The 15,091-nt window shown below is 40.6% G+C and carries 14 protein-coding genes; 4 read left to right on the top strand and 10 right to left on the bottom strand.

Annotated elements, in window-relative coordinates; all coding sequences use genetic code 11:
• Nucleotides 1-96: 96 nt before the first annotated feature.
• Nucleotides 97-843, bottom strand: coding sequence for an anti-sigma factor (locus NSQ34_RS03995; RefSeq protein ID WP_264316066.1), 747 nt, complete (start codon nucleotides 841-843; stop codon nucleotides 97-99).
• Complete coding sequence (locus tag NSQ34_RS03990) at nucleotides 840-1,406, bottom strand: sigma-70 family RNA polymerase sigma factor (RefSeq protein WP_098676632.1); 567 nt, start codon at nucleotides 1,404-1,406, stop codon at nucleotides 840-842. Before NSQ34_RS03990 ends, NSQ34_RS03995 begins: the two co-directional genes overlap by 4 nt.
• Nucleotides 1,407-1,751: 345 nt before the next feature.
• Here NSQ34_RS03990 and NSQ34_RS03985 point away from each other — a divergent pair, with 345 nt between their 5' ends.
• Nucleotides 1,752-2,078 (top strand): YnfA family protein, encoded by a 327-nt coding sequence (locus NSQ34_RS03985; protein WP_098676633.1) that lies wholly within the window; start codon nucleotides 1,752-1,754, stop codon nucleotides 2,076-2,078.
• Nucleotides 2,079-2,146: 68 nt separating this feature from the next.
• Here the strand turns inward: NSQ34_RS03985 and NSQ34_RS03980 are convergent, their stop codons facing one another.
• From NSQ34_RS03980 to NSQ34_RS03965, 4 genes are all read right to left on the bottom strand, one after another.
• Nucleotides 2,147-3,187 carry an NAD(P)/FAD-dependent oxidoreductase gene (locus NSQ34_RS03980; RefSeq protein WP_098676634.1) on the bottom strand — a complete coding sequence of 347 codons (1,041 nt, stop codon included), beginning with the start codon at nucleotides 3,185-3,187 and terminating at the stop codon, nucleotides 2,147-2,149.
• Between the two features lie 153 nt (nucleotides 3,188-3,340).
• Nucleotides 3,341-3,970, bottom strand: coding sequence for a rhamnogalacturonan acetylesterase (locus NSQ34_RS03975; RefSeq protein ID WP_024425819.1), 630 nt, complete (start codon nucleotides 3,968-3,970; stop codon nucleotides 3,341-3,343).
• 153 nt (nucleotides 3,971-4,123) lie between these two features.
• Nucleotides 4,124-4,588, bottom strand: coding sequence for a DUF6884 domain-containing protein (locus NSQ34_RS03970; protein ID WP_098676635.1), 465 nt, complete (start codon nucleotides 4,586-4,588; stop codon nucleotides 4,124-4,126).
• A complete protein-coding gene (locus tag NSQ34_RS03965) occupies nucleotides 4,585-5,133 on the bottom strand; it encodes a VanZ family protein (protein ID WP_172881343.1) in 549 nt (182 codons plus the stop codon). The genes NSQ34_RS03970 and NSQ34_RS03965 overlap by 4 nt, the downstream gene beginning before the upstream one ends.
• A gap of 176 nt (nucleotides 5,134-5,309) precedes the next feature.
• On the opposite strand from NSQ34_RS03965, the gene NSQ34_RS03960 reads away from it, so the two are divergent.
• The 3 genes from NSQ34_RS03960 to NSQ34_RS03950 all read left to right on the top strand — a co-directional run bounded on the left by NSQ34_RS03960 (nucleotide 5,310) and on the right by NSQ34_RS03950 (nucleotide 6,621).
• On the top strand, nucleotides 5,310-5,888 hold the full coding sequence (locus NSQ34_RS03960) for a TetR family transcriptional regulator (protein ID WP_024425822.1): 579 nt from the start codon (nucleotides 5,310-5,312) through the stop codon (nucleotides 5,886-5,888).
• A 73-nt stretch (nucleotides 5,889-5,961) separates the two neighbouring features.
• Nucleotides 5,962-6,306: an SMR family transporter gene (locus NSQ34_RS03955; protein WP_087976441.1), complete on the top strand. Its 345-nt coding sequence runs from the start codon at nucleotides 5,962-5,964 to the stop codon at nucleotides 6,304-6,306.
• Nucleotides 6,307-6,621, top strand: coding sequence for an SMR family transporter (locus tag NSQ34_RS03950; RefSeq protein ID WP_342501042.1), 315 nt, complete (start codon nucleotides 6,307-6,309; stop codon nucleotides 6,619-6,621).
• 81 nt (nucleotides 6,622-6,702) lie between these two features.
• Here NSQ34_RS03950 and NSQ34_RS03945 read toward each other — a convergent pair whose 3' ends face one another.
• From NSQ34_RS03945 to NSQ34_RS03930, 4 genes are all read right to left on the bottom strand, one after another.
• Nucleotides 6,703-7,515, bottom strand: coding sequence for a leucine-rich repeat domain-containing protein (locus NSQ34_RS03945; RefSeq protein ID WP_098676637.1), 813 nt, complete (start codon nucleotides 7,513-7,515; stop codon nucleotides 6,703-6,705).
• Nucleotides 7,516-7,891: 376 nt separating this feature from the next.
• The gene (locus NSQ34_RS03940; protein ID WP_098676638.1) at nucleotides 7,892-8,218 is read right to left on the bottom strand and encodes a hypothetical protein; all 327 of its coding nucleotides are present in this window, start codon (nucleotides 8,216-8,218) and stop codon (nucleotides 7,892-7,894) included.
• Nucleotides 8,211-8,813, bottom strand: coding sequence for a class D sortase (locus tag NSQ34_RS03935; protein ID WP_024425825.1), 603 nt, complete (start codon nucleotides 8,811-8,813; stop codon nucleotides 8,211-8,213). The genes NSQ34_RS03940 and NSQ34_RS03935 overlap by 8 nt, the downstream gene beginning before the upstream one ends.
• A gap of 21 nt (nucleotides 8,814-8,834) precedes the next feature.
• Nucleotides 8,835-14,987 carry a SpaA isopeptide-forming pilin-related protein gene (locus tag NSQ34_RS03930; protein WP_258521798.1) on the bottom strand — a complete coding sequence of 2,051 codons (6,153 nt, stop codon included), beginning with the start codon at nucleotides 14,985-14,987 and terminating at the stop codon, nucleotides 8,835-8,837.
• Between the last annotated feature and the right edge of the window lie 104 nt (nucleotides 14,988-15,091).

Below are 15,091 nucleotides of genomic sequence, written 5' to 3'. Positions count from 1 at the left end.
TCACCTCCATATGTACTACGTTTCAATTGCCAAAATGTTCCCCTTCGCTATCAAAAAAAGGATGCCCCAAGAAGGCATCCTTTTCATGGATCAAACTTAAAAAGCAGCGCTTAGTACGACTGGACCTTGCGGAAGCTTGTTATCCTTTTTTGGTTCAAGGGTCACAGCCACGGTATCCCATGATTCGCTTGCTTCTTTTTCAGATAACGCATAGGTGACGGTTCCTTCCCCCTTGTTATCTGTTTTAAAGGCACCGGCTGGAACCGGCTGATCTCCTTTAATGAGCCACACTTGATAAACAGCAGATGAATCAAGCTGACCCTTTAAGCCGTCTGCACTCACCACAAGTTCTTTTTTGCCGTTATGCTCTATCACTGAAAAAGCACCCGTCGTTTTTGGTGATGCGGCCGATGCCAGTGATTTTGTGGCAACAACCCTGACAGGTTCTTCCGCCTGTTCTTTTCCATTCGATAAGAAATACACATTTCCAGCTGCTGATATGAGAAGCAGTGCCGCAACGAGCGGTAAGAGCCACTGGTTTCGTTTCTTTTGCAGCGGTTTAATTTCGTTTGGCTCAGGTGCAGCCTTGAGCTCTTTTTTTTGGCTATTCTTTTCTTCGACTGTCTCCTCTTCAAACACCTGGGATAAAATACGGTCTTTCATCCCTGCCGGAGGTATTTGGTCTTCGGCTAGAAATGGAATGTCAGACATGAGCGATGTCAATTCTTCAAGCTCTTCTTTGCAAGCTGAGCAGTGCTTGATGTTCGCTTCAAATTGCGTTTTTTCTTCTCCTTGTAAATGCCCATTAAAATAATCAATTACTTGATGTTTACACTGATTCATGCCTCTTCCTCCTTTCCACCGAGCGACAGTTTCGATCGCAAATGCTTCAGTGACAATCGAACCCTTCCCTTTACCGTACCAATAGGGATGCCCAGCTTTTCGGCGATGCTCTTTTGTGTCATCCCTTTAAAATAAACATCTTCTATAATGGTTTGCTGTTCTTTTGACAATGTAGATACTGCTTCACGTATGTTCTGTTTTTCCTCGTTCCATTCCACTTCTTTTGATACATCTTCTTGATGATCAGCTAAATATTCAATATGCTCATCTTCCAAAGCCGTTTCATTCCGATGCTTTCTTAAAAGGTCAATGGCCGTGTTGCGTGACATCATGAATAACCATGAGGAGAACTTCCCTTTATCGGTATGATATTCTCCTATGCCGCGCCAGAGCTTGATGAAGACCTCTTGAAGTACTTCCTCCGCGAGCTCACGGTTGCCAGTCATTTTATAAATAAACGAATATAACACACGTTCATAACGATCGTACAGCACTTCAAGCGAGGGCTTGTGACGATCATATTTGATCTTGTGATACAGCTCAAAATCTTGCAATGTGTCCATGGTCATCTCCTTCCTTTTTCATGAGAAAGAGCATGCGCATCCATCATGAAATCCTTCACGTATTGCTAATCACTCGATTTGCTGAAATAAGCCTACCTTGTACTTTACTCTTTTTTCAAGGAGAAAAAAAGAGCGCTGAAAAAGGAAGTGTGCTCCTCATGAGAATGTACTTACTTTACGACATAACAGACCATTTGGATCACTCCTAGTACAAAAGTCAAGAATCCATGTGTGACCACTCTCTAATCGGCTGATTTTAGCAAACTCTCGTCTCAATTGAGGTAGAACGCATTCTTTCCTCATGTCATAATAGGGTGTAAATTGGAGAAATTGGAGTGTCTGTATATGATGGTGACGATTGTTCTTTTTTTATTAGCAGGTTTAGCAGAAATTGGCGGCGGCTATTTGGTATGGCTTTGGCTGCGTGAAGCAAAACCTGTCAGCTTCGGGATCGCCGGCAGTCTTATCTTGGTTGCATATGGCGTCATTCCGACCTTCCAGCAGTTCCCGACTTTCGGACGGGTTTATGCTGCCTATGGCGGTGTATTTGTCATTCTTGCTGTGCTTTGGGGCTGGTGGGTCGATCGAAAAACTCCTGATCTATATGACTGGATGGGTGCTTTGATCTGTTTGGCTGGAGTCAGTGTGATGTTATTTGCGCCTCGCAGTTAATGGACCCATATAAAAAGTGCTGCCCGCATCGCTTGTGGGCAGCACTTTTGCTATGTTATTTGAATGATTTAACGAGCTCCAGCTGTTTGTAATTCTTTGTTTTTCTCTTTAAAGCGTTCGTTATGAGAGGAAACGTACGCCACTTTTTCAGCTTCTGGTTCGATGTAAAGCTTCGCGCTATTCAGTGCATTGACTCCATCAACAAACGTACCGGCAATTAAGCGGACCTTGCTTTTATGTGTACACAAGTCGCCTACCGCATAGACGCCCGGTAAATTGGTTTCCATTTTTTCATTGACTTCAATTAGTCCCCATTCACCTTGCTTGAGACCCCATTCTGATAGCACACTTAAATCGCCTTTCATCCCATGATTGACGATCACAGCATCTGTTTCTATTCGTTCTTTTTCACCTGTCTCTATGTTTTGAATGGTGACAGCAGCAATTTTGTCGCCTTGACCATGCAGCTCTGTCAGTTCATGCGGGGTTAAAATTCGTTTGCAAGATGCCTTCATGTTGGCGACGTTTTTCTCATGTCCGCCAAACATGTCACGGCGATGCACGACGGTGACACTTTCAGCAATCGGTGCAAGGGCATTGGCCCAGTCAACCGCTGAGTCGCCGCCTCCAGAAATAACAACCCGCTTCCCTGCAAATGTCTTGAGCTCCTGGACAGTGTAATAAAGGTTTGTCACTTCATAGCGGTCTGCATGCTCGATTTCAAGTTTCCGCTGAACTGGAATGCCGTGACCCATCGCTAATATGAGGGTCTTTGTCAAATGACGATCACCATTTTCAGCCGTCAGCAGAATATGATTATGTTCATCTCGCTCGAATGACGTGATTTTTTGATTCAGTGCAATCTCTGGTTCAAATGTTTTCGCCTGTGTTTCCAGCTGCTGTATCAGCTGTTCTCCTCTTGTTGGCGGCAAACCGCCGACATCCCAAATGACCTTTTCAGGATACAGAAGGATTTTCCCGCCAAGGCTTTCGTTGTACTCAAGTACCTTCGTCTTTAAGTCCCGCATCCCACTATAAAAGGCGGTGTACATGCCTGCTGGACCGCCGCCAATAATGGTGACGTCAAACAATTCAAGCTGATCTGTCATTTGAGTCCCTCCAGTTTTCCATCGAATGATCTATTTTTCAGTGATATTGATTCTCATTATCATATGTACCTATTGTAGTCTACTCTAGTGAAGGGAATCAATAGCTTTCTGCAAAAAAAGAACAGGACGAGCGCTCACTCGTCCTGTCATCCATCACACAATGGTTAAACCAAGGTCTTTTAATTCAAGAGAAACAAGTCTTGCAATCGCATCTGCGCCTTCTTTTGTAAAGTGCGTGCGATCCTCTATGCCTGTTGACAGCATAAAGTAAGAGGTCGTTTTCTCTATACCGGAAATTTGATAAAACTGAAGGCTTGCCGTATTTAAATCAACAAGAAGGACTTCTTCTTCATCAGCTAGTTCTTTCATAGCGGCACAGTAATCAGGAAAATCATTGATAAATTCTCCGTCTTTTTCATGAAAACGGCCGACTGGCGTGAGTAAAAGTGGTGTTGCCCCTTTTGCTCTTGCTCCATGAATATATTGAGACAGGTAGCTTTTATACGTCGTGAAAGGATCTGTATGCCGCTCAGGCTTTTCCTTGGAAGCATCATTGTGCCCCATTTGTGTGAAAAGCCAGTCTCCTGGCTGAATGTCAGCCAATATGTCATCAAGGCGTCCTTCTTCAATGAATGTTTTTGAGCTTCTTCCACCAATGGCACGGTTCTCGACGTTCACCCCATGCGCTGTATAGCGGTGTAAAAACTCTCCCCATCCTCCTTGAACAGGACGATCTGGATAAGATGAAACGGTCGAATCACCAGCTAAATAGATGGTTGTCATGTTCATACGCCTCCCTTTTTCATTGAGCCACTTCACCCGAGCGATACGGACTTTCCTAGTGGCTGCTGAAAAGATATGAAACAATCAGCATCGCTATTTCAATTATTCTCTTTTTAATGATCAAAACCCTGCTTACCGGTAGTTGTGAATGTGTTAAATATGCGGCGGAAGTTCTATTTTTGATTCCACTGCTTGATGTAACGCCTGAAGCATGTAGCCAATTCCTTTATATGGAGCCAGCGGATAATTCGCTTTTTGATGAGGCTGTAATAAAGGGTCGATCACTTTTCGATATTTCTTTCCACCTAGTACCACCAATTCATCATATGCGAAAAGATTTTTTTGATGAAATTGCTGGCTCAGTTCTTCTCGTGTGATCTGTTCAGCATGCGGTGTACCAAAAGCCACATCATAATTTTCATGTATGATATCATCTGCCTTTAAGAATCCGTGCTTCGCTGATAAGATCATCCAGTCTGAAAAGAACGTTTGGGCATAGCTTTTCGTACGCTGATGCAGCGGACTTAAATAAACGAGGTTCGCCGGCTGGCTCCCTGCTTCTGGATCGACATCCCAAATTTTCTTCGCGCCACATGGAATGATACAAACTCGCTTCACTCAAATTTCTCCTTCCTTTTTCGATAGATCTGATACACGATACAGCCTAGCGCTGTGCCAAGCGTATTTAAAAGAATATCATCAATATCGCTGCTTCTTGTAATGATACCAGATTGCGAGAACATCCATTGGAGCAATTCGATCATGGTTGACAGGAGAAAGCCCCCAAGAACCGCCTTTTGCCAGCGCATGGTTCGAAAGGCTTGATAGAGAAAAAACCCGAGTGGTACAAATAACAATATGTTGCCTGCTAAGTTTAAAAAGACAAGATTTGGATAGCCGTGATGGTAGGCGTGAAGATTTTGATAAATGGACTGCAAAGGTATGAGGTTGACACTCACCTGATCTCTTGGGGCGGAAAAACGATTTGGAAAGACCGTCAAATATAATAAAACATTCGTATAAATAAACAGAATGGCTAAGACCAATTCTGTCCGCAAATAGATAAAACGATTGTGCTTTTTTGCCTGTCTGTACCTCATATGTAAATAGAGCGGGACGAGCAGGAGAAAATAAGCAATGGAAAACATAGCACTGGAAGTCATACAGAGAGCTGCCCCTTTCTCACATGATGATGCTTGACCATATTTACAGCTTATTCAGGCTTGCCCGCATCTATTCATCACTTATTCTCACATTCAATGAAGAGAAAACCATATTGACAAATCGTCATTCCCCCGCTAAAATGAATGACATTCAGTCATTTAAGGTCGGTGATGATATGTCGAAACGAGAAAAGATTATGCTTGCTGCGATTGATGCGTTTAAAGAAAAAGGCATCGAAAAGACGACCATTTCGGATATTGTGAAAGCAGCAGGAGTAGCGCAAGGAACGTTTTATTTATATTTTCCTTCAAAGCTTTCCGTCATGCCTGCTATCGCTGAACATTTGATCGCACAGATGGTGCCTGCGATCGAAAAGGAATTAACTCAGCATGCAGATGTCCTCGATCAAGCAGATGCGCTTGTTGAATTCATTTTCGCTTTTACAAGGCAATATCGTGATGTCCTTGCCCTGACCTACTCAGGCTTAGCCGCCACCGAGCATTTAAAGGAATGGGAAGATATCTATGAGCCAATTTACAAATGGGTCGCTGCTTTTTTAGAAAAAGCAAAGCAGGACAAAAGGGTCCGTGCGAATTTGAACTGTCAATATGCAGCCAAATTCATTATCGGTTTACTTGAATCTTCTGCTGAGCAAATGTACTTATTTACGGAAACAGATACAGAAGAGGTTCTGATTCAAAAGCGAGAGGTGAAGCAATTTCTTCTTTACGCACTTGGCATAGAAACACCTTAACTTAGTACAGCACTTGCTGTACGCTCTTTTTTGGCTTGAAAATGACGAATCGTCAGTTTTGGGAGGAAGTAAAATGAAAAAAAGCTGGATGTATGTCGCACTCACTTGTTTATTTGAATTACTTTGGGTGTTTGGTTTAAATAGAGCTGATGCTGTGTGGGAATGGGCGGTCATTATCTGTCTGATCCCAGTTGATTTTTATTTTTTAATGAAGGCCTGCGAAAAGCTGCCGACAGGGACTGTGTACGCCGTGTTTGCCGGAGTTGGAACGATAGGGACATCTTTGATGGATTATGCGCTGTTCGGCGGTTCTTTTTCATTAGAAAAGCTCTTATTTATGGGCATTTTAATCCTCGGGATTATTGGACTGAAAGTGTCTGATGGAGATGTACATGAGCAGAAAGGAGAAGCGGTATAAATGGGCTGGGTTTTTGTACTGTTGGCCTCTGCCTGCGAAATCGGTGGAACCATAGGCCTCAATATGTTTAGTAAGAAGAAGCAAATCACGACTGGCATTTTATTTGTCGGCGGGTTTGCCTTATCCTTTTTGTTTTTATACGCCTCGTTCTCATCCGTTCAAGTATCCGTCGCCTATACGGTCTGGATCGGGCTTGGAACCGCGGGCTCTGTCTTGTTTAATATGATTCTATTTAAAGAGCCGAAAAACTTGATTCGTATACTCAGCTTGCTGCTGATTGTGATTGGTGTGGTTGGGCTGAAGTTGTTTGCGTAATTGAATCACAAGAAAGAAAAAGTTTATGATGGTATTAGCCATACAAAAAGCAATGGAATTGATTTTCCATTGCTTTTTAAGTTATTTTATAAACTTTTCTTGGTACGCTTTAAATTGTTTTTCGTATTTTTGCAACTTTTCCCCATCAACTTTTGAATTTAATTTCGGTTTTCGCTTTCCAATCACCATCACATCTTTATCTACAATAGGACTTGATAAAAAGATGTATGGTGCAAAACGATCACACTTCGTATTTGGGAGAGTTACGGATAACCTGGCATATTCTTCTGTCGGGAATTGGTTCGAAATTTCAAGTTCCTTGAGTCCCTCTAATTCCGATATCGGCTCTAAAGACTCGTCCTTCACTTTTATATTTGATAAGCACAGATATGTTAAATTCTTGAGGTATCTTAAAGGTTGAAGAGTATTTATATTTAATGTATTCCAAATCCCGCCTGACAATTGTAGAAATTCTAAACCAGTATTTTTTTGCAAAGGGGCTATGTCATTCAACTTTGAAAAATCTGTTATGGATAAAGATTTTAAAAACGTGTTTTTTGATAAATCCCATAAACTTTGTGCCTTTGTATTCCATTCAAGTGCCAATACCTCAACATCTTTAACAGAACTGATGATTGATAAATCTTCTACTCTCAGTTCATGCACAAAGAGCATTTTGGGATTAACTAAGCTTAAGATCGTATTGAACTCCTTTTGGTTCACTTTGTAAATCCACAATTTCGTCAGGTTAGAAAAAGATTTCAACCTTTCAATATTTTTTGTTTTTCCTGTGATTAACAACTCAGTGGAATTTTCATCTACATCGGCTAAATCATGAACAACTTGTGGTCGTTTATCATGATGAAAAATATATTGGGGGTCTTCTTTTCGCAAGCTTTTACCTCCACACCTATAATTAAGGAATATCTAAATAAATTTTATCAGTATTTTGGAGTCAACACATGATTATCTTTAGCACTTTCTGATATTCCTTCTGAAGAAACAGGGAAAGGATAAAAACTAGATGATCTTCTTTGGTCGCCAATCTTGATTATGACCTCTGTTTTCGATCCATTTTATCAAATCTTTATCATCTAAACATTAGAGACTATCTGCTAGGCAGCGGACTTCTTAGTAGATAATAAAGTTAGTAAAACGACTATATATAAACAAATAAAAGAACTCTAATTCATATACGAATTAGAGTCCTCATGATATAACTGATTTTATTTTTCCACCTTAAAATCGAACCCGCTAATTTATTTCTCGTTTAATGGGTGTCTTGCTGCTCGAGCAAGAGATCCATTGCGTAAATCGATTCGCCCTTCTCATCCAATAAAAAGTACACAATCAAAGGCTCTCCAAAAGCTGCTGTCTGCTGCGTAAACAAAACACAGGTGAATTTTTCAATACCAATTGGAAGCTTTCTTTTTAATAAAGGGTGAAGAATAGGCGAAGCCCGAATTGTATCTACATCAACTTCCCAACGTTCGTTTTTTAAAGTTGGATAATGCTCTGATAACAATTGGTGTAACATATCGGTCGTGAGCGCTGCTTTTCCATTGCATCCATCATTTATTATGTTGGTGTTATACATCCGATGGCTGCTCACCCTTTGAAGCGTTGATTCGTATTCCTTTTAAGACAAATCGTTTCTGACCATCAAGTGTACAGGTGATCAATGTCAGTTCATTTTTCCCACGATCCTTTAGTACATCCACATCCGTCGGTTCAATCGTAGCTGAGCTGACAATTTTATATTCGTATGTTTCAGCTTGATGATGTAAGACAACTTTTTCTCCTTTAGGCACCTCTGGCAGCTGACGGAAAAGACGATCGCCTCTATACCCTCTATGCCCTGCAATCGTGAAATTCCCTTCACCTGGCATTTGATGAGATTTAATTTGAGTCAGTGCTATACCTAAATTTTCTTTTGATGTAACAGGAAGCACTTTTTCGTTTAAATCAATTGACGGGATCTCTAGCTCCATCACATCTCGCAGGTCTTCTTCTGACACAGTTAAATGTGGAATAGAAGAAAGGGCATCACTGTCATTTTCTTTAATCATCTTTAATGCCTGTTCCATTGCTGCTGTCTCTTGAGAAGTTCGCCACTCATATAGAAAAGGAACGGAGGTGAGCATCAGCCCCGTGACCACCAAAAAGCTACCTAATAAGGTTCTTTTTTTCATCAATACACTCGTTCCTTCCTTCTACTGAATGGTTCTTCTTCTGACAACAAGAAGAACAGTTCCAGAAGCTACTAGTAAAATCCCTGCATACATCAAATAACGCAGCCATTCTTCACCAGTCTTTGGCAGCTCACCGTTTGAGTCATGAGGCGGATGCTGATCCCCTTTATCTGAGGCTGGAGGATTCGTGTGGTCCTCTTCATTCTTCACTGGTGCATTTTTCACAATCATTGTCTTGATCTCCACTTCGCCCATTTGAATTGTAAAAGCGAGCGGTTTCTTTAAAGCTACATAACCATCCGGTGCTTTCGTCTCTGTGAGTAGATACTCTCCAGGTTTAAGCCCTTTGACAATGGCTTCTCCGTCTTTTCCTGTTGTCACAGATTTTATGGTTTTCCCGGCTTTTGTACGAATGTCAAAGGATGCCCCTTTTAAGGTTCTATCTGTCTGCTGATCTACCTTTATGATACGCAGACTTCCTAAGATCAAGTGATTCTTCGCTGTTAAGTGAAGCGGCTTCTGCTGATTTTTCTCAATTGTGAACAGGATCGGCTTATCATCCAATTGATAGCCATGAGGTGCTTTCGTTTCAACGAATTGATATTGTCCCGGTTTTAAATCATTGATGTGAAGCTTTCCTTTTTGGTCCGTTACAAGTGATTTCTTCAACGTTTTTCCTTCTTTACTCAGAAGAGCAAACTCTGCATTTTCCAGCGGGTGTCCCTCATCATCCACTTTGGTCAGTTCCACTGCTCCCGGCGTCAGTTTGTTAATCATTTCTACTTTTGCTGGTTTGTCTTGACCTAAACGAATCTTAAATGAGACAGGTGTCTGATCCAGTTCATAGCCGGCAATGCTTGCTGTTTCGACAAATTGATAGGTGCCTGGCTTCAGTTGATCGACTGTTAGTTGACCATTTTTGTCTGTCTTTAAGTCTTTCTTTATACGTTGATCGTGCTCATCAAGCAGATCGAAGGTCACTCCATGGAGTAACTGACCATCTTCTCCTTTTTTCTGAAGCTGCACAGCACTTGTCGTCCGAATATTTTCTTTTGTCACTTTCACCAGTTGTTTTGGATTGAAATCAATCTTAAAGTCTACTGGTTCTGCATCTAGTTTATGTCCAAAAGGAGCCTTCGTTTCAACCAATTGGTAAGCGCCTGGTTTCAAATCGTTGACGGTGATGATGCCTTTCTCGTTGGTTGTTAAACCTGACATCAATTCTTTACCATCGTCATTGAAAAGGGTAAATTCTGCGCCTTTCAATCTTTCTTTTTCTTCCCCTATTTTTGTGAGTTCTACAGAACCTTTCTTAAGCTGATTGATTGCCTCCACTTGAATCAACTCTTTTTGACCTAATTCAACTTCAAAGACAAGTGGTTTCGCACTCAATTCATAGCCTTCAAGACTCTTTCTTTCAACAAATTGATAGGTTCCAGGTTTTAGCCCTGTGAAGGTGATCTTTCCATCCTGATTGGTTGTGATTCCTTCTCCTCCTGCCACTATCTTTCCTTTATCATCAGATAGATCAAAGACAACCCCTTCTAATGATTTCCCATCTTCGCCTTTTTTGTGCAACAGCACTCCGCCTGTTTTGCGGCTATTTTCTTTTGTCACACTGACCAGCTTCTCAGGGTTAAATGGAATAGCAAAAGTGACAGGTGTTTCGTCAAGCTCATGACCGAATGGAGCCTTCGTTTCAACAAACTGATAGGTTCCAGGTTTCAGATCGTTGACGATGATTTTCCCGTTCTGATCAGTGACGAGACCTGTTTTCATCTCTTTTCCATTTGCATCTACAAGCTTAAATTCTGCTCCTTCAAGCACATCATCCTTTTCACCGAGCTTCGTGAGCTGAACAGATCCAGTTTTGAGATCATTGATCACTTTGATCTCTGCTGGTGTTTTTTGTGCGATTTCGATGGTAAAAGGATAAGGTTTATTATTCTTTTGGTAACCATCAACACTCTCTGTCTCCACGAGCTGATATTTGCCCGGTTTGAGATTATCGACCAAAAGCTTCCCATCTTCATCTGTTGTCAAATCTTTACGCACAACTTTGTCATTTTGATCCAAGACTTCAAATCGAACACCTTGAAGCTTCTTGCCATCTTCCCCTTCTTTTAACACTTCTAATGCACTTGTCTCATATAGGTTCTTTTGCGAAATGACGACTGGTTCCTTTGGATCAAGTGGTACTTCAAATTTGATTGGCGTTTCATCTAATACATAACCATCTGGTGCTTTTGTTTCAACGAGCTGATACGTACCCGGCCTTAGTTCGCTTATCGTGATCTTGCCATTTTCTCCTGTGACAAGCGAATCTTTTAACTCATGCCCGTCTTGATCTAAGAGCTTGAACTGTGCACCTTCTAGTCGCTCTCCGCCTTCACCTATTTTGCTCAATTCTGCTGAGCCTTTGATGATGTCATTTACTGCGGTGACAGTCGTTGTTTCTGTTTGATTTTCTTTAATGGTGAACGGCCATTTTTGCTGATTTAATTGATAGCCTTTCGGTGCGTTTGTCTCAACAAAATAATAGGAACCTGGCTCAAGATGTTTGAAAAGGATTTCTCCTTTTTCGTCCGTTTTCAAATCGGTTTGGACGGTCTCTCCAGATTCATTTTTCAGTTCAAATTCTGCATTCTCTAATGCTGCACCCGTCTCTTTGTCTTTTTTCGTTAACTTGACATGCTGGCGGATTTCTTGGTTCTGCACCGTCATGCTATTTCCTGTTTTCGCTTGATCTCCAGATTCGTAAGGCTGATCAATCGTTACATGGATTGGATCCTTCGTCTTAATATAACCATCAGGTGCTTTCTCTTCTGTCACGATATATTCACCATACAGAAGACGATCAAATCGAAGAGCTCCTTCTTCATCTGTTGTCTTTGTACCAATGACGATGCCGCTCGCAGCATCTGTCAGAGAGAAACTTGCTCCTTTTAGCGCTTTTCCACTACTCGCATCTACCTTTTTAACGGTTAAAGCACCAATCGATCCTGTGCCATCTCCCATGCCAGCGGTGCGTTTCACCACAATTGAGGCTTCGGATTCCTTTTTGATTTCTTTTACATTTTCACCTCTAAACGTTACTTCGTTTTGAAGTGTACTTCCCACTTTATCTAAAATGAGAGATTGGTATTCTAAAATATATGGCCTTGTGATTTCTTCTTTAAATTTAATTTGAAAAGAATCTGGATCAAATTCAAGGTCTAGCTCATAATCCTTCCCTTTTTCCAGCTCTTCTGCTTTTGTCACTTGCCCCTTTTCATCTATTGTCGTCGAATAGAGATGAAATGAGTTTTCTATTATGGCTTGGTTACTGCTTGGATGGTCTATAATCGTCGCATCTTGGACTGTTGATTGACCAAAATTGATATTCAGTTTCCAATCAATGACTTTCCCTTGCTGATTTCCTGATTTGCTCGTGTATTTCCCCCCATTTGGAATGGACACCACTGCATTCACATCAGATTCTTTTGTCTGCCCATCATAAAGGGTCGCTTTATTTTCGTAGGTTTTCTGTACTAAATCCATTCCTTCAACACTTGTTTGATACGTGATTTTGTATGGAGAATCAATGGCTTTTTTGAAAATCACTTCGAAGCCTGTTTCTCCCTTTTCATTTTCAAGGAATTTGATGTCATAATGTTCTTTCGCTAATACCTCTTTTTCTTCTGCTCCATTTTCCCCGCCTTGTAAATCAAGCGAATAGACGATGATTGAATCTTTAAGCAAACGCTGGTTTCCTTGAATGAAATCCTCGATTCTCGCCTCTTCTAGATGTTTCAAGTTATAGTTCACACCGATATTCCATGTGATCTCTTTTTTCTTTGCATTATAAGTTCCGTTTTTGAAGCCATTTGACTGCGTGTATGTGTCAGGCGTGAAGACAGACTGATTTTCCTTCGTCAAATCTTTGCCATCTTCATTTACCCATTCAAGCTTTACATGATTACGCAAGTTCTTTTGGTCTTTATCTGCTCTTTTTTCATAATCAAAAGACGTTGTATATGTGACGGTATGTTCTGTCTTTATTTCTTTCGTAAATTGAATATCAAATCCATTTGCATGTTCAACGATTTGATAATCTGTGCCTTCTTCAAGCACTGTATTACCTGTCGTCACTTTTAAACTATCTTTTTGCAGCGTCAATCCTTCGTTTGTAAACGTATCTTTTAATGTCACATTGTTCATCGTTTGTTGATCTTTGTTGAAGGTGATACGCCAGGGAATGGTCTTGGTCTTGTAATTCGGTGTTCCATGATTTTTCGTTAGGATTTGCTGGTCAATTCTTTGCTTCCCTTGTTTGCTCTCTTTGCCAGCTGTTACCGTATTGATAATCTCTTCAGCTTCAAAAATCCGCTCGGTTGCTTTTGTTTGATAGGTGATGAGATAAGCCGATTGAATATCTTGATTGAATTGCAAGGTAAACCCGTTTTGTTCATCCTTTTTTTGAGGTTGAACCACATAATTTTCAAACGCTTTTGTTCCTGCTTCGTTGCCATTTTGATCAATTGTGACTTCTTTGACTTGAATGGAATCAGATATCAGCGCCTGTGTGCCGTTAAAGAAGTCTTCTAACAAAGCGTCCTTTTCAGCAATCTTTTTTTCGTTATAGTTATAACGAATTTCCCATGTAATTGTTTGTGTGACTGGGTCGTATTGGGCGGCTTTTTTATTTAAAGGACTGCCTCTTGTCACATTCACTGTGCCTTCTGCTGAACTGATCACTTTATCACCAGAGACAAGGGACGCTTTATTACGAAACGCAGACTGGTCTTGATTCGTAATGTCCGTTTCATACATTAAACGGTAAGCTAGATGAACGTCATCTTTAAATTCAATCGTGAAATCTTGACCATCTGCTGTTTGGCCAATTGTGTAGTGGTTTTCGTCAAGCTGCTGACCAAGCGATGTTTCACCATTTAGCTTTGTATCAATACGATAAAGCTTGATTGAATCTTTTTTCAACGCCTGACCTTCTTGAATCGGATCTAACAGTTTCGCTTGTTTCACATCTTCTAAATCCATATTAAAATCTACTGTCCATTGAATGGTTTCAGCATTGTAAGATCGATTTGGTTCTCCCTTTTTAGAGACGTTTGGGCCATTTGGAATGTATTGAATCGGGATTGATATTTTATCCTTTCCTTCAATCGGGGTAATGACCACTTCTTTTTCTTCAGTAATGACAGTTTTTTTATCTAATTGCGTCCACACTTGAAGTGTTCCATGGATATTTGAATATTGTTTAATAAAATCAGTGAATTCGATGGAGGCATTTCCGCTTTCATCTACAGAAAAATAACCAATGGTTGCCTGATTAAATTTCATCTCAAGACGATCGATTTTTTCATAAATCACTAATTCCTCTGGAACCTTGAAATGGAATTCATCCCCGCCATTATAGCTATGACCGTTCGGGATGGCCCACTCATAGTTAATGGAAATCAGCGAGTTGATATCAGGCTTTTCAACTGAATTTCCTTCCTGATCTTCAAAGATTAATTTCGCATCAGTGAGGAGATTTTCTTGTATCAGCATTTGTTTTGAAACACTTTGCAGCCCTGCACGCTTAGATACGCTCACTTTGTTTTTTAGTAATTCATCTTCATCGTTTTGTTTCGTTTGAGCGGCTTCTTGATTGTTAGAAGCTTTATCTTTCTCAGATGAGATTGAGTCATCTTTTGGAAGGCTTTCTTCACCCTTATTTTGCTTTGTTTTCTCTTCTTGCTGAGTTATACTGGTGACATCGATGTCAATTGATCCTTCTAAATTTGGATCGATCTCAACATCTTCTTTAAATTTCACCGTCACTTCATTTTGTTTTGAAACGGTATACTCGCCAACAGGTATGTCACCCACAGTAATGGGTTCCTTCTGCTCCTTCTCTACCTGGATGGCTGAAGGAAGAGTGAGAACATACGGATATTGTTTTTTTAGATCAATTCCTTTTATAGACCAATGCACAGTGGCCTTTCTTACTTGCTGATCTTCCATGCTTGATAACTTATTGCCTTCGCTATCAGCAAATTCAATATCCCCATAAATGTTTTCTTGAATTTCTTTTGCTTGTGCCCCTGCTAAAGGCAAGACTCCTAATATACTAGACTGTATGACTAGCACTGTAATGAGTGCCAGCGACAATATTCTTTTCAATACATCCACCCTTTTCTAAAATTAATTTTCAACAACGATAAAAAAATCATTAGTATACTGTCAGATCAATCACCCCGCTTCTGATCAATATTTTCTAAAAATTGCACCTTAAG

Source organism: Bacillus sp. FSL P2-0069 (genome assembly GCF_038593315.1).
GTDB classification, from domain to species: domain Bacteria; phylum Bacillota; class Bacilli; order Bacillales; family Bacillaceae; genus Bacillus; species Bacillus safensis.
Note: the sequence above shows the minus strand (reverse complement) of the source record. Positions and strands in the feature narration are given on the sequence as shown.